Origin of the sequence: Anoxybacteroides voinovskiense, from assembly GCF_014196205.1 — a bacterium.
Classification (GTDB): domain Bacteria; phylum Bacillota; class Bacilli; order Bacillales; family Anoxybacillaceae; genus Anoxybacteroides; species Anoxybacteroides voinovskiense.
The window spans coordinates 74,120-94,933 of record NZ_JACIDE010000006.1; the positions used below are offsets into that span (position 1 = coordinate 74,120).

Below are 20,814 nucleotides of genomic sequence, written 5' to 3' on the forward strand. Positions count from 1 at the left end.
TAGTGAGATGAGACAGATTCAAGCGAAAAAAGGATTACAACTTGAATGCAAAGGTTGGGAACAAGAAGCGGTATTGCGCATGTTATACAACAACTTAGACCCAGAGGTGGCAGAAAAACCAGAAGAGTTAATTGTATATGGAGGCATTGGGAAAGCAGCGCGAAATTGGGAAGCATTTGACGCCATCGTGCGGACATTGCGCACGCTCGAAAATGATGAAACATTATTAATCCAATCCGGAAAGCCAGTCGGCGTGTTTAAAACGCATGAACGAGCGCCGCGCGTGCTTTTATCCAACTCTGTCCTTGTGCCGAAATGGGCGACGTGGGAGCACTTTCATGAGCTCGATCGAAAAGGGTTAATCATGTACGGGCAAATGACAGCGGGAAGCTGGATTTATATCGGCACCCAAGGCATTTTACAAGGAACGTACGAGACGTTTGCCGCGGTGGCGAAGCAACATTTTGGCGGAACGCTAAAAGGAACGATTACGCTCACCGCTGGGTTAGGCGGTATGGGCGGAGCGCAGCCGCTGGCGGTAACGATGAATGAAGGGGTAGTGATCGCTGTAGAGATCGACCCGAGCCGAATTCAAAAACGAATCGACACGAAATATTGCGACCGGATGACATATTCGCTTGATGAGGCGCTTCGTTGGGCACAAGAAGCAAAAGAAAATGGGGAAGCGCTATCGATTGGACTTGTTGGAAATGCTGCTGAAGTGCATCATGAATTGCTAAGACGTGGTGTGCCTATTGACATCGTGACCGACCAAACGTCTGCCCACGATCCGTTAAACGGCTATGTGCCAGAAGGATTGTCATTACAAGAAGCAGCGGAATTAAGAAAAAATAATCCGACAGAATACGTCCGTCGCTCGAAACAAAGCATGGCAAAACATGTGGAAGCAATGCTAGAATTCCAAAAACGCGGGGCGGTTGTATTTGACTACGGCAACAATATTCGCCAAGTTGCCAAAGATGAAGGGGTAGGAAACGCGTTTTCATTCCCAGGGTTTGTTCCTGCCTATATCCGTCCGCTATTTTGCGAAGGAAAAGGACCGTTTCGTTGGGCGGCTTTGTCAGGTGATCCGGAAGACATTTATCGCACCGATGCGCTCATTAAAGAGCTATTCCCAGAAAACGAGGCACTATTGCGCTGGATTGACATGGCGCAAAAGAAAGTGGCGTTTCAAGGGCTTCCTGCTCGCATTTGTTGGCTAGGCTATGGCGAACGGGTAAAAATGGGGCTAGCAATCAACGAATTAGTGCGTAAAGGCGAATTAAAAGCGCCAATCGTCATCGGGCGCGACCATTTAGATTGCGGTTCTGTCGCCTCGCCAAACCGCGAAACAGAAGCGATGAAAGACGGTAGCGATGCCGTTGGGGATTGGGCGGTGCTCAACGCACTCATTAACACTGCGGCTGGTGGGTCATGGATTTCGTTCCATCATGGCGGTGGGGTCGGCATGGGCTATTCATTGCATGCAGGAATGGTCGTTGTTGCCGATGGAACGGATTTAGCGAAAGAACGGCTCGAACGAGTGTTAACGACTGACCCAGGCATGGGTATTATTCGCCATGCAGATGCGGGCTACGAACGAGCAATAGAAGTAGCGGAAGAAATGAACATTCATATCCCGATGTTAAGGGGGTAAATTTGATGGACACACTTATTGTGAATATCGGGCAGTTGTTAACGATGGAAGGGGACGGACCAGTAAAGGGGGAGCAAATGAAGACGCTCCCCTTGATTGAACATGCAGCGATTGGAATAAAAGATGGGCTTGTAGTGTGGATTGGCAGCAATGAAGAAGCGAAAACACTTTCTGCCAAACATATCATTGACGCAGAAGGGAAGCTTGTGACGCCAGGGCTTGTCGACCCACATACGCATCTTGTATTTGCCGGTTCGCGCGAACACGAACTTTCGCTAAAGCAGCAAGGTGTTCCGTATTTAGAAATTTTAAAGCGTGGCGGCGGCATTTTATCGACTGTACGCGCGACGCGAGCAGCAAGCGAAGAAGAGCTGTACGAAAAAGCACACGTTCATTTAGACCGCATGCTTTCGTATGGGGTGACAACGGTCGAAGCAAAAAGCGGATACGGGTTAGACGAAGAAACCGAATTGAAACAATTGCGTGTGGCGAAGCGCCTACACGAAACGCACCCGGTAGAAGTTGTGTCAACGTTTTTAGGCGCACACGCCATTCCTACAGACCATAAAGACAATCCTGATGATTTTTTGCAGCAAATGGTCGACTTAATGGATGTCATTAAACAAGAGCAGCTTGCCGAGTTTGCCGACATTTTTTGTGAAACAGGTGTATTTACGGTCGAACAGTCGCGCCTCTTTTTACAAAAAGCAAAAGAAAAAGGGTTTGCCGTCAAAATTCATGCTGATGAAATTGACCCACTTGGCGGAACGGAGCTAGCAGTCGAAGTCGGAGCGGTAAGCGCCGATCATCTTGTTGGGGCATCTAAAGCAGGAATTCACCAGCTTGCTCATTCAAATACTATTGCAGTGCTGCTTCCAGGGACGTCTTTTTATTTAGGGAAAGGAAAGTATGCAAACGCGCGGCAAATGATTGACGAAGGGGCAGCGGTGGCGCTTGCGACAGACTTTAACCCAGGTAGCTCGCCAACAGAAAATTTGCAATTCATTATGACGCTCGCTGCACTATATTTACGAATGACCCCAGAAGAAATTTGGCATGCGGTAACAGTCAATGCGGCATATGCGGTCAATCGCGGGCAAGACGCAGGGCGAATTATGGTTGGAAGAAAAGCGGACATCGTCCTATGGGACGCACCGAATTATATGTACGTACCATACCATTACGGAATCAACCATGTCCGGATCGTGTTAAAAAACGGAAAAGTGGTGAGCGAAAGGGGAAAAGGCGATGTTTCCGTATCTTAAAGAAGCAGGAAAAGCAAATTTTCAAGACCGCTATGTGAAAAAAGCGAACGAATTACTCGTTCCGTGGGACGGAAAGCATGCCAGCAACATCGGATTGATTGGCGCACCGCTGTCCAAATCGTCGATTAGCCATTCTGGTGCGGCATTTGCCCCACAGGCGATTCGGCAAGCGCTGTCGTTTTATAGCACATACTCGATCGAAGCGGGGATTGATTTAGCGGACATCACGGTTACTGATTATGGCGATATTGTGATGCACCCGACCGATATCGTCGAGTCACAAAAGCGTATTGCAGAAACAGTCGAGCAAGTCGTTGCGTTACATCAGGAATCACTATGGATTACGCTTGGGGGCGACCATTCCATTACGTGTCCAGTCGTTAGCGGCTGGCAAAAACAAAAAGGGACAATTGGCATTATCCAGTTCGATGCCCATCACGACTTGCGCAACTTAGAAGATGGGGGGCCAACAAACGGCACGCCATTTCGTCGGTTAATCGAAGCGGGTGTCATCGATGGCAGCCGGCTTGTACAAATTGGCTTGCGCGATTTCGCGAATAGCCTCGCGTATACGGAATACGGAAAGCAGCGTGGGGTTACGATGTACACGATCGAAGAGGTGCACCGTCTCGGTATACAAACGATTATCGACAAAAGTATGCAAATGTTATCGGACGTGGATGCAGTGTACGTGTCGGTCGATATGGACGTGCTCGATCAAGCGTTTGCGCCAGGGTGTCCAGCGATTGGTCCAGGCGGCATGGATAGCCGTACGTTGTTGCACGCCATTTCGCTACTTGCGCGCTATGACGCGGTGCAGGCAATGGACATTGTCGAAATCGACCCGACGATTGATTTTCGACAAATGACAAGCCGGCTGGCGGCGTGGGTTATATTACAGTTTTTAAAAGGAAAACAACTCGCTTGAGGCGAGTTGTTTTTTAAAAGATAAGAAAGTTTTCACTTCCACCGCGAGAAAACAAGAAAGTTGCTCTTCCTAGCTGTTTCAGATAAGATGAGAGGAGATAGCTAGTATGAGAAAAGGAGAAATGATAGGTGTCTTCAGAAGCGTTGGCGGCGTTAGTGAAAATTGTGATGATCGATATTATTTTATCGGGGGATAATGCGGTTGTCATTGCGATGGCAACAAGGAAGCTTGCGAAAGATCAGCGGAACAAGGCGATTTTTTGGGGGACAGGCGGTGCGGTTGTTTTACGAGTTTTATTTGCGGCAGTCATCGTCTTTCTTTTAAACATTCCGTTTGTCCATTTAGTTGGCGGGTTGTTATTGCTATGGATTGCGTATAAAGTGTTGCTAGAACAAGAAGAAGAAGCAAACATCCAATCTTCTGACCGGTTGTTTCAAGCGGTTTGGACGATTATTGTTGCAGATGCGGTGATGAGCTTAGATAACGTAGTGGCAGTGGCTGGTGCGTCTGAGGGGCATATCGGCATGATTGCGTTCGGTGTCGCCATTAGCATTCCAATTATGATTTTCGGCTCGAAAGCGATTGTGGCGGCAATGGAAAAATATAAATGGATTGTGTATGCCGGGTCTGGCATTTTAGCATGGACCGGGGGAAAAATGATGATGGAAGATGAAGGATTTATACAAATGTTGCACCTCCCGCACGGACCGATGACGTATGCGGTTACTGCAGGATTAACTGTTTTTGTGTTAGCTGCTGGCTACATCACAAACAAAAAGGCGGAAGCGCAAAGCAAAAAAGAACGAATCGTATAATGGAAGCTAGCATCCAAGCGAGATGCTAGCTTTTTCAAAAGCTAAGAAAGAAATTTTACTGGCTGTTTAATGGATACGATGTTTATGAACATAAACGACGCGACAATGAACCTATTGCAATTGGTGGGATGCGAAGTTGTCATTCCATCTCATCAAGTATGTTGTGGAGCGTTACATGGACATGGCGGCGAAAAAGGGCAAGCAAAAGAATTGGCAAAACGAAATATCGAAGCATTTGAGCAGTTAGATGTCGATTACATCGTTACGAACGCAGGTGGATGCGGCGCATTTTTAATTGAATACGACCACTTATTGAAAGACGATAGCGAGTGGAACGAACGAGCAAAAACGTTCACGAAAAAGATAAAAGATATTTCAGAAGTGTTGTTAGAATTGGAGTTTTCAAGCATCGGGCTAAAAGTATCTCCACAAATCGTGACGTATCAAGATTCTTGCCATTTGCGCAACGTCATGAAAGTAGCAAGCGCCCCTCGGCAATTGCTTCAATCGATTGAAGGAGTGGAGTTTTGCGAAATGAAAGACGCTGACCGTTGCTGTGGTTCGGCAGGGATTTATAACATTGTACAGCCAGATATGTCGATGCAAATTCTCGATTATAAAATGGCGCAAGCAAAACAAACGGATGCACGGACAATTGTAACTGCTAACCCTGGATGTTTGTTGCAAATGAAATTAGGAATTGAGCGAGAGGGGCTTGCAGGACGTGTGCGCGCCGTGCACATCGTCGAATTTTTATTAGAAGCAGTAGAGAGCGGAATAGCGAAAAAAACGTCGTAAAAATTTTTTGTTTCTATGTATAAAAACAAAAAGAATGGGCATAATGGAGGCTAGGTATTCCCCCGATCCCCTGTGAAATAAATGAGCCCTCCGCAATGCGGAGGGCTACTTTTTATATATACATGCAACTGAGAAGTTTAACTTCATTTTTTCGACTGTCGAGGCAAGCCTTTGGCTTGCTTTCGTCACGCCAAAGCGTGACGGAGAACCGAACAACACCGCTCCCAGACAAATTCATTTGTCTGGGAGCGGCTGGTTGTTCGGTCGCCCGACAGTCGAAAAATAACGACGTAAATGATAAAAATGTTAAAGCTTCAACGTGCACCTATATAATACGCTTTGCTCCGATAAATTTAGAGCTCCAGTAAGCGCTGTTTAAGTTATCAATTGTGACGCCTTTTGATGTGGCATGGATGATTAGATTGTTACCAATATAAATGGCGACATGGGAAGCGCCTTTTTTGTATGTACTGAAAAAGACTAAATCCCCAGGGCGTAAATGAGATTTATGTACAGATGTTCCCCGTTGAAACATTAACGTGGAAGAACGAGGAAGCGTTTTACCTACTCGCTTATGTGTATAATAAACGAACCCAGAGCAATCAAATCCGCTAGGTGAAGTACCGCCGAATTTATACGGTGTCCCAACAAATTTTTTTGCTTCTGCAATAATCCGTTGCGGGTTCATCGCTGCTTCTGCTTTGAAAGCGTTAACAAAAAGAGAACTAAATAACAGTGTAAACGCTAGAAAAATAGTAGTCACCATTCTCATTTCTCTAAACCTCCAACGCCGAGTTCCCGTTTCCCTTCTCACAAGGTTTAGTATAGCAAAAATATTGTCGAAATGTTGTTACAGTTGAATTAAATAATATTACAACGACGTTACAAAAAATAGAGATAAGACATTAGGAGCAGGTATTAAAAACGATGGTTTTCAATAAAATTGACATGATTTTTCGACAAGAAATAAAGTATAATAAAGAAGAATGTGTCGGAAGATGTCGAAAAAATAGGACGGATGGTAGGAGAAGTATAGTATTTACTCGGTTTATAATAATAGTAAAAACATGGTGAGAGAGAACTTATGCTATCAAACGTGCTGGAATATACATTATTTGTATTATTCATTCTTTTAACGGTTATATTTGTACAGCGACAAATGAATCAATTGATTCAAAAAAAATTAAATGTGTCGCTCCTTTATATTTCGCAGCAACTGACAAGCGTTTTTTATATATTTATTTTTTTTCTATTAGTTTCTGGGGTTTGGTTTGTGCAATATGTAGAAAAAATGGAGCATAAGCAGTATGAAGATTTCGCGCACCATTTTTCTTCCATTTTTGCTTCCGAGTTACGGCAAATGAATCATCACCTATTAAACGAGCATACAAAACCGACGGATAAAACATATGTTCGTATTTTAAGTGCGATGACACGCTGGCAGCACGAGCACCCAGAAGTGTTGAGCATTTATACATTAAAAAAACGTGCCGATGGAAAAAATTATTTTGTCGTTGATCCGGCAGTGGATTATAACAAAAACGGGAAAATTGATGGCAAAAAGGAACAACTGATACCAATTGGGACGGTATATACAAAATATATTCCAGAACTTGAGCAAGCGTTTCGCGGGAAGTTTAGCATCGAAAAAAAGCCGACAATAGATGATTGGGGAGAGAGCTTAGGTGCGTTCCATCCGGTTTTTGATAAAGAAGGACGCGTAGATGCCGTATTTGGAATCGATTTTGACGCTAACGAATACAATGCGCGAATGGAGTGGGAACGCAATAAAGCAATAGGGGAAATTTTTCTCGTCTTTCTTGTTAGCTATATTTTTTATTTATTGCTTGTATATATTCGGATAGAAAAATTAGTGTTTAAAAAATATCGTGAAGAATTGATGGTGAGTCAGCAGCGGTTTCAATTGCTGTCGGAAGTGTCGATGGAAGGAATTATCATTCATTCGCAAGGTATCGTTTTGGAAATAAATGAAGCAGCATGCCGGATGTTTGGCTATGCAGCGAACGAAATGGTGCATATGCCGATTAAAGAACTTGTAGCACCAGCTTCGCTGCAAGATTTAAAGCGAACAATCGATGAAGAAGATGTATATGAAATGTATTTACGGCGCAAAGACGGCTCGTTGTTTCCAGCAGAAATTCTTCGCCGCGAATACGAGTATGATGGAAAGCGGGTAAGCGTGACCGCCGTTCGCGACATTACCGAGCGGAAACAGCAGGAAGAAACGATGCATTATATCGCTTTCCATGATGATTTAACTGGATTGCCGAATAAAGGGTTGCTTCATCGAGTATTGGCAGAACAAATTGAGAACGCCAAAAGCATGCGAAAAAAAATCGCGGTGCTGTTTATTGAAATGAAAGGATTAAAGATTGTAAACGACTTGTACGGCTACGCAATCGGCGACCAAGTGCTATTGGCAGCCACGACGCAAATTCGCCAAGCAATGGCGGAAGAAAGCGTGCTCGGTCGATGGAGCGGCAACGAATTTGTTTTAGTATTGCCTGTTGAAAAAGAAGAACAAGTAAAAGAACTAGCGTACCAGCTGATAGAAACGATGGAAGAACCGCTTCTTGTGAACGGGCAAGAATTTTTCATGACATTGAAAATCGGCATTAGCTTGTATCCAAAAGACGGAGAAGATGGAAAAACGTTAATTCGCAAAGCCGATATCGCACGGCACGAGCTGTCGAAAAAGGCGATTAGCCAGTTCCGTTTTTTTGAAAAGCAGATGAATCGAACGATTCATGAAAAAATACAAATGGAGCGAGAATTGCGGAAGGCGCTCGAGTTAGAAGAGTTTGAAGTATATTACCAACCGCAAATACAGTTACAGACTGGAAAAATCGTTGGAATGGAAGCGCTGATTCGCTGGAACCATCCAGAGAAAGGCATGATTCCGCCAAATAAATTCATTCCAATTGCGGAGGAAACGGGGCTTATTATCCCAATTAATGAATGGGTGATGGAAACAGCTTGTCGGCAAACGAAAGAATTATTAGCGCAAAACCAACACCTAACCGTGTCAGTGAATTTATCACCGTATGAGTTTGAGAGCAGACGGCTTGTGCAAAAAATAATGAAAATATTAGAAAAAACGAAACTGCCGCCGCACTGCCTTGACGTCGAAATTACGGAACGAATGACGATGGATACGGAAAAAGCGATTCCGATTTTAAAACGGCTAAAGTCAATTGGCGTAACGATTAGTGTTGATGATTTTGGCACAGGCTACAGTTCGTTAAGCTATTTAAAAAAATTGCCGATTGACCGGCTGAAAATCGACCGTTCGTTTGTGCAAAACATGCACGAAAAAGAAGCCATTTTGCCAACGATTATTTCATTAGGGCATAATATTGGTGTGAAAGTATTGGCGGAAGGGGTAGAAACAGAGCAAGAAGCAGCGTATTTAAAAGAAAAGCAATGCGATGAAGCACAAGGATATTATTATGCGAGACCGCTTCCGTATCGTGAGTTAACGGCATTTTTGGCGCAACACGCCCAAAGGGATGGATAACAATGGATATTATTTGGAAAATAGCAGATGAAAAAATTCGCGAAGCGATGAAAAACGGAGAATTTCGTGACTTGCCTGGTTTTGGAAAACCGCTCGATATCGATGATTTATCGCACATTCCGGAAGAATTGCGCATAGGTTATTTAATGTTAAAAAATGCTGGATACGTATCGGAAGCTACTGATTTGAAAAAAGAGTTAATGACAATTGAAGATTTGCTTCGCTGTTGTGAAGATGAGAAAGAAAAAGAACGATTGACACAGAAATGGAATGAGAAATTGTTGCGGTTACAGGCGGTGATGAGAAAGCGTAACATAAGCAATTCACTTGCATTGAGAGAATACCAGCAACGCATTGACGAGAAATTTCGCTAAAGGCTTACTGTAACGGGCAGTAAGCCTTTTTTGAAAGGGGAAGAAAAATGTATCCAGTGATGCTACAAATTGCGAATCAGTCGGTAGTCGTCGTTGGCGGCGGAAGCGTAGCAGAGCGAAAAGTGGTTGGATTGTTAGAGGCGAATGCTGCTGTGACGGTCGTTTCTCCCGCTGTGACGGAGGCGCTAAAGGAATTGGCAGCAAAAGAAAAGATTCGCTGGAAGGAAAAAACGTTTTCCGCTGATGACATAGATAAAGCGTTTCTTGTTATTGCGGCAACGAGCGACCGTCACGTCAATGAAGCGGTGGCGCAAGCAGCAAAACCGTACCAATTAATCAATATTGTTGATGACCCTGAGCGTTCGAACTTTTACGTCCCGTCTGTTGTCCGCCGTGGGAAGCTGACGATTTCCGTGTCCACAAGCGGTGCAAGCCCAACGCTGGCAAAACAAATTCGCGACGAGATTGCAAACATATATGATGAAGAATACGAACGGTACGTCGATTTTTTAACAGCATGCCGCCGCTATATTTTACAGCATGTTGATGATGCAAGCATAAGACGGTCGCTGTTAAAGACGATTGCGACCGAATCGTTTCGCAAAAGCGGAAATTGGGAAGAACAATTTACGAAGCTACTTTCTCAATACAAAAAGCAGCCATGACGGCTGCTTTACCATTTATAAGTCCAGAATCGTTCTGTTTTAAATCGTGCGATGGCATCGCCACCGTACTTGGCCGCTGCTTTCATGAGCCCTTCGGTTTGCGAGCGATGCGCTTTTATGGCGGCAATTTTTTTGTCAATGACCGCACTGACGTTGCGGACGACGTCTGGTTTGCCGATTTCTTTTTCGCAGTTTTTCGCAAATGCCACGCAATGGACAACGGGGCGTTTTTCGCTTGGAATTCGCTCGACCGCACGGATGACGGCTGCCCCGCACGCATCATGGTCCGGGTGGACGCTATAGCCTGGATAGAACGTAATAATCAGCGATGGGTTCGTTTCCGCGATGATGGCATGAATGCGGTCGGCAAGCAGTTCTTCATCTTCAAACTCAACCGTTTTATCGCGGAATCCGAGCAAGCGCAAATCACGAATGCCAATGACGCGACAAGCATCTTCTAGCTCTTTTTTCCGGATCGATGGCAGTGTCTCACGATTGGCAAATGGCGGAATTCCCATATTGCGTCCCATTTCTCCAAGCGTTAAGCACGCATACGTAATCGGAACACCTTGTTCGGCGTACAGCGCTAACGTCCCGGATACGCCAAACGATTCATCGTCTGGATGAGGAAATACGACGAGAATATGTCTTTCCATATTATCCCTCCCTTTAAAACGGCTCATCGCTTAGTTGCAACGCAACCGCTAATTTCCCTTCGTAATCATGTCCTGCTAATAAAAGTTGCCCTTTATCGGTCACTTCCCAATCGGTTAATCCTTCCGCGTATACCCAGCCAAGGTCCAGTTTTAGCCCGACGCGGTAAGGGCCGTTGCCCGCGATTTTGGCGCGGCTAAAACGGATGCGACCGTTGCGAATGTATGCCCCCGCAGCAAAAAATCCTTCGTTATGGTGAGACGCATAGGCGCCATTGGTCGTTTCTAAATGCAAATAAACGTCTTGATTGGCGAAACGGTTTAGCGCTTTTTGTACTTCCTCGATACGAATCGGCTGCACCAAAACCCCTCCCTTGTCGTTTTTCCTTATTGTACATGAAAATGAGGTAGAAAAGGAAATATTTCGTTTAGCGAATTTTTTAGTGTAATAGAAACAGGCGATTGTTTGAAAACTTGCACCGAAACAAAAAAAGAGGTGGGGGACGATGCGCTTTCATGGTGTAACGTTTTTAAACATTGATGGCACTTATTCTTCGCAACAGCGCCTTTTACGGTTGCCACACGAATGGATTGACGCGACCGATATACCACAGACGAATTTGTATTGTGCCCCGCAAGCATTAACGGAAATAGAAAAGCGCCTTTTGCAGCGTCGTTTTCAAGGAATGACGTTTATCGGTAGCGGCAACTATCATTATGTGTCTTACTTATTAATGAAACGCATAACCGAACCGTTTACGCTCGTGCTGTTTGACAATCATACCGACATCGGCACTAGCAAAGACGGGGTGATTTCTTGTGGCTCGTGGGTTTCTCACGCGCTAACGATTCCTGCGCTAGACAAAGTAATCATCGTCGGACCGTCTGAATGGTCGCCTTCTTTTGCTAAAAGCATCACGATTTTTCCAACATTGCTTTCTCCAAAACTTCTTCTCTCACATATTCAAACAGAGCATGTGTACATTAGCATTGATAAAGATGTTCTTTGCCGTGAAGATGCAGTGACAAACTGGGAGCAAGGGACGATGTCGCTTTCGTTTTTGCTTCGCTGCTTGCAAACGTTATTTGCCTATAAAAGAGTCATAGGCATGGACGTGTGCGGGGAATATCCACAAGCGGCAGTTGACTTGTTTCACCCACTTCACCGTGAAGCGAATCGAAAAAATGAGTATGCCAATCTTTGTATTGCCGAAACGTACTTGCACCATACGCTTCATCATCCGCGGTTAGCGTAGGAAAAAGCGCCCAGTTGAACTACACCGGGCGCTTTTCTTAATAAATAATGCGGAACGTTTTTTCGTTTGGAAGCGGTGGTATGTACTCGGTTTCTATGTTCGTGACGCGTGCGAACGGAGAGCCTTGTTCGATTTTGTCGAGAAACATTTGCAGTCGCTCGTCCGTTCCTTGTACTTCCAACTCCACCGTTCCGTCGTCTTTGTTTTTTACCCAGCCGGTTAGGTCCCATTTGAGCGCTTCAACTTGTGCATAGTAGCGAAAGCCGACGCCTTGCACGCGACCGTGGACAACAACATGTAACCGTCGCATCGCAACCCCTCCTCATTTTCCTACCATCCATCATACAACAAGATAGGGTGCTTTGCCTACGGAAAACGAAAAAAGATGAGGAGTGGTCAATTTTTTTGCAGAGAGAGTTGGTGTGCTACTTTTTCTTTTACAAGCTCTTCTAACAGCGGATGATACCCGAGGTAGCGGCATACTATCCATCGTTTGCTCGTTTGCGGAAGCATTTGAATCATTGCTTCTATTTTTTTCATGAGTACGCCAGTAAAAAGCAAATAAGGGACGATGAAAATCGTTTCGTAAGAAGAACGGTTTAGTTGTTGTATGCTGTCAGTAATGGACGGCTTAGCGCTAGCGAGAAAGCAAACCTCTACAGCAGGAATGTTTCGTTGTCGCAACTTCCTTGCGATCGCTTCCATGTCCCGTTTCGTATCAACATCGCTACTTCCACGACCAACGAGCAAGACGACCGACCGTTCATCGACAGGAATAGATTGTTCCAAAATTCGCTCCATAATAATATTAATCATATTGTCGTGGACGCCAAACGGTTCGCTCACAGAAAATGTGAGGTGCGGGTGGCGTTGTTTTGCACGTTCGATGGCGGCAGGAATGTCTTGTTTTGCATGTCCTGCCGCAAGCAATAATATCGGGACGACGATAATGGATGTAGCGCCTTTTTGTACGCAACGGTCGATGCTTGTTTCAATCGTTGGTTCGGCATGTTCAAGAAAAGCAATTTCTTGAATCGGACAAGCGATTTTTTGTTTGCATCGCTCGATAAATAGGGCGGCTTCTTCACGCGCTTTCGCTACGCGGCTGCCGTGGCAAATGTATAAAATAGCTTGCATATTGTCCTCCTCACAAAATTTTAGCGAGAAAGCCCCTGCTTTTAGGCATGGGGATGAATCACTGATTTTTTTGAATAAATTTATAATGCTTCTATTGCTAGCGACGATAGTTGCTCAAACCAATGAATGCGCTGGCGAAGTGCGACAACTTCGCCGATAATAATGATGCTTGGGTTTTCTAATTTATTTTGTTGGACGGCTTCGACAATCGTTGCTAGCGTCGCGGTTACAGTACGTTGGCTAGAAAACGTTCCCCATTGAATGACTGCTACTGGAGTAGACGATGGCTTTCCGTGTTGGATGAGCTGGTCGCGAATGTACGGCAAGTTGCTCATGCCCATATAAATAACGATGGTATCGATCCCTTTCGCAAGGCTTTCCCATCTTCCTTCGCTGCTTCCATCTTGTCGATGGCCTGTAATAAAAGCAACGTTTGCACTAAACTGGCGATGGGTGACAGGGATACCGGCGTAAGCAGCTGCTGCAATGCCTGCTGTAATGCCAGGAACGATTTCAAACTCGATGCCGTGCTTCGCAAGCGTTTCCGCTTCTTCGCCACCTCTACCGAAAACGAACGGGTCGCCACTTTTTAATCGTACCACGGTTTTCCCTTTTTTCGCATGGTGAACGAGAAAATGGTTAATCGTTTCTTGCTGCATCGTATGGTATCCGGGCAGTTTGCCACAAAAAATAAGCTCCGCATCCTTTTTGGCAAACGTCAATAATTGTTCATTCACGAGGCGGTCGTATAAAATAACGTCTGCTTGTTGAATGCATGTTAAGCCTTTGACCGTAATCAATTCTGGATCGCCAGGACCTGCTCCGACTAAATATACTTTGCCCATTTTCGTTCCGCCCTTTCTTTTCTATGTGTGATCATAAAAAATTTCTAGGTATAAAGAAGCAACCCGCTATGCAGGTTGCCCTTTGTTTGCATTATCGTAACGAGTTTTTTTGCCTACATCAACGAATGTGTTAAAAACATCAACAAACAAAAATTAATGTGCGATGTGAATGAATTGATGGTGCTGTAAATACGCAATGACTTGTTCAACGCACTGCTCGAGCGAATGGCGGTGCGTTTCAATCGTCAACTCTGGCGAAACCGGCTCTTCATATGGGGAGTCGATGCCAGTGAATTCACGAATTTCCCCGTTCCGCGCTTTTTTATATAGTCCTTTCGGGTCGCGTTTTTCACATTCTTCTAACGGACATTTCACGTAAATTTCGATAAATTCGTCGTTTGCTAATAGTTGCCGAACGAGCTGACGGTCACGGGCAAATGGCGAGATAAAAGCGGTTAACACAAATTGTCCGCTGTCGACAAATAGTTTTGCCACTTCCCCGATGCGGCGAATGTTTTCCGTCCGGTCTTCCGCGGAAAAGCCTAAATCTTTATTTAAGCCGTGGCGAATGTTATCGCCATCTAGTACGTAATTTTGCACGCCAAGTTCAAACAACTTTTTTGATACTGCGTTTGCAATTGTCGATTTTCCTGAACCAGATAATCCAGTAAACCATAAAACAGCGCTATGATGACCGTTTTTTGTGCGGCGGTCTTCTTTTGTAACGGTCGCGTGATGCCAAACGATGTTTGCCAATAGTCTTCCTCTCCTTTACTTCGTCGTTGAAACAGCTTCGCGTTGTTGAAGCCCTTTAATAAGCACTTGCGCGACTTCTGGTCGGCTGAACGTGCTTGGCGGTACTTCGCCTGCTCGCAACATTTCTCGCACTTTCGTTCCTGACAAGACGACATGGTATTCACGGTCGTGCGGGCACGTTTTTGTGGAAGCCATTCCTTCGCATTTTGTGCAATAAAAGCTATGCTCGAAAAAGAGCGGGGTAATGCCAAGCTCTTCTTGTGTAAAGTTTAAGAAGATTTTTTGCGCATCGTATGTGCCGTAATAATTTCCAACCCCCGCATGGTCGCGACCGACAATGAAATGTGTGCAACCGAAATTTTTGCGCACCATTGCATGGAAAATTGCTTCGCGCGGACCAGCGTAGCGCATCGCTGCTTGGAAGACACCGAGAAAGACACGGTCTTTCGGATAATAATTTTCGAGCAAAACTTGATAGCTTTCCATGCGGATATCGGCTGGAATGTCATCGTCTTTCGTTTCGCCGACGAGCGGGTTTAAAAATAAACCGTCGACAATTTCCAGCGCGCATTTTTGAATATATTCATGGGCACGGTGAACCGGATTGCGTGTTTGAAACCCAACAACCGTGTTCCAGCCAAGCTCGGCAAATCGTTGGCGCGTTTCGGCTGGGTCGAAATAAAAGGAAGCAAACCGTCCTTTATCCGTTCGTTTCACAAGCGTAATTGGTCCGCCGATATACACGTTAGGTTTTTCAAATAGTTTTTTAACGCCAGGATGGTTGTTATCATCGGTTTTATATACATGAACGGCTTCTTTTTGTTTATCTGGCACGTAAATGTCTTGAATATCAATGACGCCATAGACGTCGCCGTCGTAAACAAGCTTTACTGTTTCTCCGACAGCTAGTTCATTTGCTTTTTCTTCACTGACGGCAAGCGTGATTGGAATGCTCCATACCGTTCCATCGGCAAGGCGCATCGTTTCGACGACCGCCTCGTAATCGGTTTTTGTTAAAAATCCGATAAGTGGGCTGTAGCCACCGATGCCGATCAACTCAAGATCGCTTAGTTCGGCATTGCTTAAACGAATTTCTTTTGCAACGTTTTCGATAGGATAGTCTGGATTCCAACGATTGATTAACGTGCCTCCGTGAGGGATGCTTACACTCATTTTGTATTCCTCCTTGTTCAATAAAATTTATAAGATAACTAGGAATTAACTTTAAATGCCGCCACCGTTTTCATGAAGCGACCGTTTTTCTTCGGAGATTGTCTTTTTTAAGCTAATGACCCCAATCGTCGCCAAGCAGACGCTAAAGATGGCGATGACGGTGTATAAATCGCTATCAAGCAATAATTTTACTAAACTATACGAAATAACGAGCGAAAAAATCGGTGAAACAAACCATACTTTTAATAGTTGAATGACGATTCGCTTTTGCCAAATATAAAATCCCGTTTTGGCAGTGCCGATTCCGATAATGGCCGATGTCGTAATTTGTGTTAGCGGCACTGGAAGCCCAAAAACGGAAGAAATGATAACGAGAATTGCCCCTGTGCCGGAAATGGCACACCCTTCAAACGGGGAAAAGCGCGTAATTTTTTTTCCGTTTGTTTCGAGCACACGCCTGCCGAGTAATAGCGCGCCGAGTGCAACGAACAATCCACCGAATATCGTTCCCGTTGTGACGGAAATAAGCCCTGCACCGACAAGCGGTCCGACCGCGTTCGCGACGTTGTTCATTCCTGCCGAAAATGCTTCAAAAAAGCCGGCAACAATCAATAACGCCATAAAGCTTTGTTGCCATTTCCCTCTTTCGACTTGCGGGTATTTGCGCTTTAGCGCTAAAAACCATTTGCCGATGAAAAAGGTCAACGTAAACGCAATAATCGGAACAACGACCCAAATGGACACGATAAATAATAGTTTCGATACATAAAGCGCTTCGTAAGCGATGCCGACGCCAACGACCGAACCGACGGTAATTTCGCTTGTTGAGAGCGGGATTCCCATGATGTTTGCGGCAAATAAGGAAATCGCTGCCGCCGTTAAAATGATGATGACAATTTTAACGCTTAACACGGAAGACGGAATAATGCCTGAGCCAATCGTTTTGACGACTTCCCCGCCACCAAGGCTGCCGAGAAATACACCAAGGCCACAAAGAAGGAGGGCGACGTATTTCCGTTTGATTGCTCCTGCTCCGTAAGCGACGCCCATGGCGGCCGCTGCACCGCTTGCGCCGATGTTCATGGCGAAAAAGAAAGAGACGATAAATGCAAAGGTGATCATCTACACGCCCCCTCTATAAATGCAGCCCGCATTCGGTTTTTCCGTGTCCAGCCCATCTTCCTGAGCGCAAATCGTTTATGTCGAGGGCAGGGGAGGTGCATGGTTCACAGCCGATGCTCGGATAGCCGCGGTCGTGCAGCACGTTATACGGCAATTCGTGTTTGTATACATAATTCCAAACGTCTTTCCACGTCCAATGAATGAGCGGACACACTTTTATCGATTGGAATTTGTCATCTTTGTTCAAATATTGGACGTGCTGGCGTGTCGGTGATTGTTCGCGCCGTAACCCAGAAATCCAAGCAGTAACCCCCGTTAGTACTTCCCGTAACGGAATAATTTTTCGTAGTTCACAACATTTGTTTGGATTTTGTTTCCAAAGTTCAGCCCCAAACTGTTCTGCTTGCTCGTCGAGCGTGAGGTGTGGTTTTTTCATGACGATGCGAAGCGATGGGTATTGTTGTTTTACTTTTTCGATTGTTTCGTACGTTTCTGGAAAATGAAGATCGGTATCTAAAAAGACGATTTCTGCATTCGGTCTTACTTTGGCGATAAGGTCGATCAGCACAATCCCTTCGATGCCGAAGCTGCAGGCATAGACGATGTCGTCTTCGTAATGGTCGTATGCCCAGCGCAACACATCAAGCGCGCCTTTTGTGTCGTTATCGCTTGGAAATGACGGTTTCTCTCCATCCCATGTGTGATACGTAAGCAAGGAAATCCCCCCTTAATTCGTAATAAAAAAACTTTCCATTTCGGAAAGGTGAAAGACGAATTATTTTCCCTTATCTCCCAAAATGGTTTCCATTTGGCTGGACGTAGCACCTTGCTTCCAAAAGCAGGTTGCTGGGGTTCATCGAGCCAGTTCTCTCCCCCTCTCTTGATAAGTTGATTGTAATTGACTAAAATTTTAACATAATTCATACAAAAGTCAATCCTAGTTTTTCGATAGGAATTATTTTTTTTTAAAAAAAGCCCCTTTAGGAAGGGGTTATTTTTTCTGATCCAATTCCATGCGCATAAACTTTCGTGTATTCGGTCCGTATATTCCGTCGTCTTCTAGCGCCGCGTACATTGATTGGAAACGCCGTACGGCATCTTCTGTTTGTTCACCGTATACGCCATCAATTGCTTTCGGGTCAAAGCCGAGATGTTTTAAGGCACGTTGCACCATTTTCACTTCTTCCCCTTTGTCGCCTCTTTTTAATAGTTTGTTTGGTAATGGGAATGGTTCTTGGCGCAGTTTTTGGTTGACGACCTCGGTTAATTTTGCTAACGTTTCTTGGCCAACGATACCGTCTACGTGCAAGCCGTATTTTTTTTGAAATGCCATGACGGCATTTTCTGTTTCTTCGCCGAAAGTGCCGTCTGCCCCGTATTTTGGAAGCGGAAAGCCGATGCGGATAAGGTCTTGTTGAATTTCTTTCACAAACGTTCCTTTATCTCCGAGCTTGAGCGGCAATCGAACGGTAGTGCCTTTTACGACTGGTGTTGCGGGATTGTTTTTAGTCGGTTGATTAGCAGGTGTCATTGTATCGACAACATCTTGGATAAAACTATCCCATGTTACCCCATAGAGGCGAAACGCATCGAGCGGGTCGCTTCTTCGTTCAGGGTCAAGCGCATGATGGGACACGATGTGCCGCTTCGGGTCAAGGCGGAACGTTTTGCAAAGATAGGCGTGATACCAGACGTACCGTTTATACGCTTCGGAAAAATCAATCGTTCCTCCGTAACAAAGCTCCACCCCGATGGCAGCATCGTTTGCATCGACCCCGAACAGCTGGTTGTCGGTAGGCTTGTTATATAACACGTGCCACGCTTTTTCGTCTAGCGGAATGATTTCAAGAATATATTTGTCATCGATAAATGTATGTGCCGACGAGGATGGCTGTCGTTTGTCAAAATAGTTGCGGTTAGCATAAGCAGTCGAGCCAGGATTGCCGGTAGAGTGGCTGACGATAAATTTTACTCCTTGTAGTTTTTGACCAGAACGGGCGTTGCCGATTTGAATATAGTCGCGAGTAATGGCATATTCCATGTTTGTCCACCTTCCTTTAACATGATTTCGTCATATCATATGTATAAATCATCGAATGGTGAAAGACGTTCTACTATGTTATCGTAACGAAAAAAGAAAAAAGAAAGATGGAGACGCCATCTTTCTCATTTTTTTCGTAAGTTTCCTAGCTCTTCAACAATTGCTTGCATTTCACTTGGGCTGAATGACTGTTTTTTCATGACGAGGTCATAAATGTCTTTTAGTTCTTCGTACATTTCGTCATCGAAATGCGACGGTTTTAAAACAGAGAAGTTTAACACCTTTAGTTTTTCTTTTAGCTGTTCAATCATATATGCGATGTTTTCTGGTGATTTTTTCGATAAATCCACGTTCGTCCTTCCTTTCGGCTCGTTGTTACCGCTTATTGTACCATAGAGATGCATGCTAGTGCATCTTTTGTTTATAATGGAGAACGAGAGGGGGATTTGGCAATGGTGAAAGTGTTGTTCGTTTGTTTAGGGAATATTTGCCGTTCACCGATGGCAGAGGCAGTATTTCGCGATCTTGTGAAAAAAGAAGGATTAGCGGATAAAATTTCAATTGATTCAGCAGGAACGGGAAATTGGCACGTCGGCAAGCCACCACATCGCGGAACACAGGAAGTTTTGCAAAAAAACGCCATCGAGTTTGAAGGGATTCGTGCGAGACAAATTACGGAAGAAGATTTGCGGAATTTTGATTACATTATTGCGATGGATGTCGAGAATCTCGGAAATTTACGTCGATTAGCAGGATATACGAAAACAGGCTTTATCGGTCGACTGCTCGATTTCGTTCCAGATAGTGACCTGACCGATGTACCAGATCCGTATTATACAGGCAATTTTGCGGAAGTATATGAATTAGTTCAAAAGGGATGTCGTCATTTGCTTGAGACGATTAAAAAAGAACAAGGACTATAAAACTAGGCGAAAGGGGGGGAAGTGATGGTTAATCTCACGTTTATTCGTGAATTAATCCGGCGGTTTCAAGAAGACGAAGTATCGCGGTTGTCAGCGGAGTTAGCGTACTTTTTCCTTCTTTCCCTCTTTCCGTTTTTAATTTTTCTATTGACGCTACTAGCGTATTTGCCGATTCCGCACGAAGATGTGCTTACCATCGTCCGGCAGTATGCACCGAAAGAAGCGATTGATCTCATTGAAACGAACATTCATTATGTGATGAATCATCAAAACGGCAAGCTACTGTCATTAGGGATTATTGGCGCGATATGGTCGGCGTCTAACGGCATTGATGCGATTGTTCGTGCGCTAAACCGCGCGTATGATGTAGAAGAAAGCCGGTCGTTTCTCGTCGCACGCGGGATGTCGATTGTCCTGACGTTTGGGATGATGCTTGTCATTGTCGTGGCACTACTCGTTCCTGTGTTCGGCAAGGCGATCGGGCTTTTTTTATCGTCGGTATTAGGCGTTTCTTCCGTTTTTTTGGCACTTTGGGATACGTTGCGTTGGACGGTCAGTGCCCTTATTTTATTTATCGTATTTACGGCATTGTATTACTTTGCGCCAAATAAAGAGCTCCATTGTAAAGAGGTGTATGTCGGTGCTCTTTTTGCCACGGTCGGTTGGATTGCGACATCGCTTGCGTTTTCTTATTACGTCGGGACGTTTGCGAGTTATACGTCGATGTATGGAAGTCTCGGTGGAATTATCATTTTACTCATTTGGTTTTATTTATCGGGCATGATTATCGTGCTTGGCGGGGAGTTAAATGCGATTTTTGCTTGCCGGCGCGAAGGACGAAAACGAGGATAAATGTGAGGAAAAGGGG

The 20,814-nt window shown here is 44.9% G+C and carries 22 protein-coding genes, 2 pseudogenes and 1 riboswitch; of the genes and pseudogenes, 11 read left to right on the top strand and 13 right to left on the bottom strand.

All coding sequences use genetic code 11. The features are described from left to right. Positions 1-7: 7 nt before the first annotated feature. The 5 genes and pseudogenes from hutU to GGR02_RS05570 form a co-directional block, all read left to right on the top strand. Positions 8-1,657, top strand: coding sequence for a urocanate hydratase (hutU, locus tag GGR02_RS05550; RefSeq protein ID WP_183183743.1), 1,650 nt, complete (start codon positions 8-10; stop codon positions 1,655-1,657). A gap of 2 nt (positions 1,658-1,659) precedes the next feature. Further along, entirely contained in the window at positions 1,660-2,922 is a 1,263-nt protein-coding gene (hutI, locus tag GGR02_RS05555) for an imidazolonepropionase (RefSeq protein ID WP_183183744.1), read from the top strand. Then, positions 2,906-3,850, top strand: coding sequence for a formimidoylglutamase (gene hutG, locus GGR02_RS05560; RefSeq protein WP_183183745.1), 945 nt, complete (start codon positions 2,906-2,908; stop codon positions 3,848-3,850). Before hutI ends, hutG begins: the two co-directional genes overlap by 17 nt. 128 nt (positions 3,851-3,978) lie before the next feature. Then, complete coding sequence (locus tag GGR02_RS05565) at positions 3,979-4,665, top strand: TerC family protein (protein ID WP_268238435.1); 687 nt, start codon at positions 3,979-3,981, stop codon at positions 4,663-4,665. A 54-nt stretch (positions 4,666-4,719) separates the two neighbouring features. Further along, positions 4,720-5,463: pseudogene (locus GGR02_RS05570) on the top strand ((Fe-S)-binding protein); the annotation flags it as partial. A 325-nt stretch (positions 5,464-5,788) separates the two neighbouring features. On the opposite strand, the gene GGR02_RS05575 reads toward GGR02_RS05570, so the two are convergent. Then, a complete protein-coding gene (locus GGR02_RS05575) occupies positions 5,789-6,235 on the bottom strand; it encodes a C40 family peptidase (protein WP_183183746.1) in 447 nt (148 codons plus the stop codon). 312 nt (positions 6,236-6,547) lie between these two features. On the opposite strand from GGR02_RS05575, the gene GGR02_RS05580 reads away from it, so the two are divergent. From GGR02_RS05580 to GGR02_RS05590, 3 genes are read left to right on the top strand one after another with little or no spacing between them, the layout of a single operon-like run. Further along, a complete protein-coding gene (locus tag GGR02_RS05580) occupies positions 6,548-9,001 on the top strand; it encodes a putative bifunctional diguanylate cyclase/phosphodiesterase (protein WP_183183747.1) in 2,454 nt (817 codons plus the stop codon). 2 nt (positions 9,002-9,003) lie between these two features. Continuing rightward, a complete protein-coding gene (locus GGR02_RS05585; protein WP_183183748.1) occupies positions 9,004-9,375 on the top strand; it encodes a DnaJ family domain-containing protein in 372 nt (123 codons plus the stop codon). A 47-nt stretch (positions 9,376-9,422) separates the two neighbouring features. Further along, positions 9,423-10,040 carry an NAD(P)-binding protein gene (locus tag GGR02_RS05590; RefSeq protein ID WP_183183749.1) on the top strand — a complete coding sequence of 206 codons (618 nt, stop codon included), beginning with the start codon at positions 9,423-9,425 and terminating at the stop codon, positions 10,038-10,040. An 8-nt stretch (positions 10,041-10,048) separates the two neighbouring features. Here the strand turns inward: GGR02_RS05590 and bshB2 are convergent, their stop codons facing one another. Then, positions 10,049-10,696, bottom strand: coding sequence for a bacillithiol biosynthesis deacetylase BshB2 (gene bshB2, locus GGR02_RS05595; protein WP_183183750.1), 648 nt, complete (start codon positions 10,694-10,696; stop codon positions 10,049-10,051). A 13-nt stretch (positions 10,697-10,709) separates the two neighbouring features. Next, on the bottom strand, positions 10,710-11,054 hold the full coding sequence (locus GGR02_RS05600; protein WP_183183751.1) for a YojF family protein: 345 nt from the start codon (positions 11,052-11,054) through the stop codon (positions 10,710-10,712). A gap of 145 nt (positions 11,055-11,199) precedes the next feature. Between GGR02_RS05600 and GGR02_RS05605 the strand changes: the two genes are divergently transcribed. Then, positions 11,200-11,949 carry an arginase family protein gene (locus tag GGR02_RS05605; protein WP_183183752.1) on the top strand — a complete coding sequence of 250 codons (750 nt, stop codon included), beginning with the start codon at positions 11,200-11,202 and terminating at the stop codon, positions 11,947-11,949. Between the two features lie 37 nt (positions 11,950-11,986). Here GGR02_RS05605 and GGR02_RS05610 read toward each other — a convergent pair whose 3' ends face one another. From GGR02_RS05610 to GGR02_RS05650, 10 genes and pseudogenes are all read right to left on the bottom strand, one after another. After that, positions 11,987-12,259 carry an acylphosphatase gene (locus tag GGR02_RS05610; protein WP_183183753.1) on the bottom strand — a complete coding sequence of 91 codons (273 nt, stop codon included), beginning with the start codon at positions 12,257-12,259 and terminating at the stop codon, positions 11,987-11,989. 86 nt (positions 12,260-12,345) lie between these two features. Further along, positions 12,346-13,086 carry a sirohydrochlorin chelatase gene (locus GGR02_RS05615; protein WP_183183754.1) on the bottom strand — a complete coding sequence of 247 codons (741 nt, stop codon included), beginning with the start codon at positions 13,084-13,086 and terminating at the stop codon, positions 12,346-12,348. A gap of 80 nt (positions 13,087-13,166) precedes the next feature. Continuing rightward, the gene (gene cobA, locus GGR02_RS05620; RefSeq protein WP_183183755.1) at positions 13,167-13,931 is read right to left on the bottom strand and encodes a uroporphyrinogen-III C-methyltransferase; all 765 of its coding nucleotides are present in this window, start codon (positions 13,929-13,931) and stop codon (positions 13,167-13,169) included. Positions 13,932-14,084: 153 nt separating this feature from the next. Continuing rightward, positions 14,085-14,687, bottom strand: coding sequence for an adenylyl-sulfate kinase (cysC, locus tag GGR02_RS05625; protein WP_183183756.1), 603 nt, complete (start codon positions 14,685-14,687; stop codon positions 14,085-14,087). A gap of 15 nt (positions 14,688-14,702) precedes the next feature. Beyond that, positions 14,703-15,860, bottom strand: a complete 1,158-nt coding sequence (gene sat, locus GGR02_RS05630) for a sulfate adenylyltransferase (protein WP_183183757.1) — start codon at positions 15,858-15,860, stop codon at positions 14,703-14,705. Positions 15,861-15,911: 51 nt separating this feature from the next. Then, positions 15,912-16,982, bottom strand: a complete 1,071-nt coding sequence (locus GGR02_RS05635; protein ID WP_183183758.1) for an inorganic phosphate transporter — start codon at positions 16,980-16,982, stop codon at positions 15,912-15,914. Positions 16,983-16,995: 13 nt separating this feature from the next. Then, positions 16,996-17,697 carry a phosphoadenylyl-sulfate reductase gene (locus GGR02_RS05640; RefSeq protein WP_183183759.1) on the bottom strand — a complete coding sequence of 234 codons (702 nt, stop codon included), beginning with the start codon at positions 17,695-17,697 and terminating at the stop codon, positions 16,996-16,998. 67 nt (positions 17,698-17,764) lie between these two features. After that, positions 17,765-17,872, bottom strand: a riboswitch (SAM riboswitch). Positions 17,873-17,973: 101 nt separating this feature from the next. Beyond that, a complete protein-coding gene (locus GGR02_RS17445; RefSeq protein WP_229706104.1) occupies positions 17,974-18,513 on the bottom strand; it encodes a peptidoglycan-binding domain-containing protein in 540 nt (179 codons plus the stop codon). A gap of 9 nt (positions 18,514-18,522) precedes the next feature. Continuing rightward, positions 18,523-19,023 (bottom strand): annotated as a pseudogene (locus GGR02_RS17450) (peptidoglycan recognition protein family protein); the annotation flags it as partial. A gap of 125 nt (positions 19,024-19,148) precedes the next feature. After that, positions 19,149-19,373: a DUF1128 domain-containing protein gene (locus tag GGR02_RS05650; protein WP_183183761.1), complete on the bottom strand. Its 225-nt coding sequence runs from the start codon at positions 19,371-19,373 to the stop codon at positions 19,149-19,151. A 102-nt stretch (positions 19,374-19,475) separates the two neighbouring features. Between GGR02_RS05650 and GGR02_RS05655 the strand changes: the two genes are divergently transcribed. Both GGR02_RS05655 and GGR02_RS05660 read left to right on the top strand, forming a co-directional pair. Next, positions 19,476-19,946: a low molecular weight protein-tyrosine-phosphatase gene (locus tag GGR02_RS05655; protein ID WP_183183762.1), complete on the top strand. Its 471-nt coding sequence runs from the start codon at positions 19,476-19,478 to the stop codon at positions 19,944-19,946. A 21-nt stretch (positions 19,947-19,967) separates the two neighbouring features. Next, positions 19,968-20,798, top strand: coding sequence for a YihY/virulence factor BrkB family protein (locus GGR02_RS05660; RefSeq protein ID WP_183183763.1), 831 nt, complete (start codon positions 19,968-19,970; stop codon positions 20,796-20,798). The last annotated feature ends 16 nt before the right edge of the window (positions 20,799-20,814 follow it).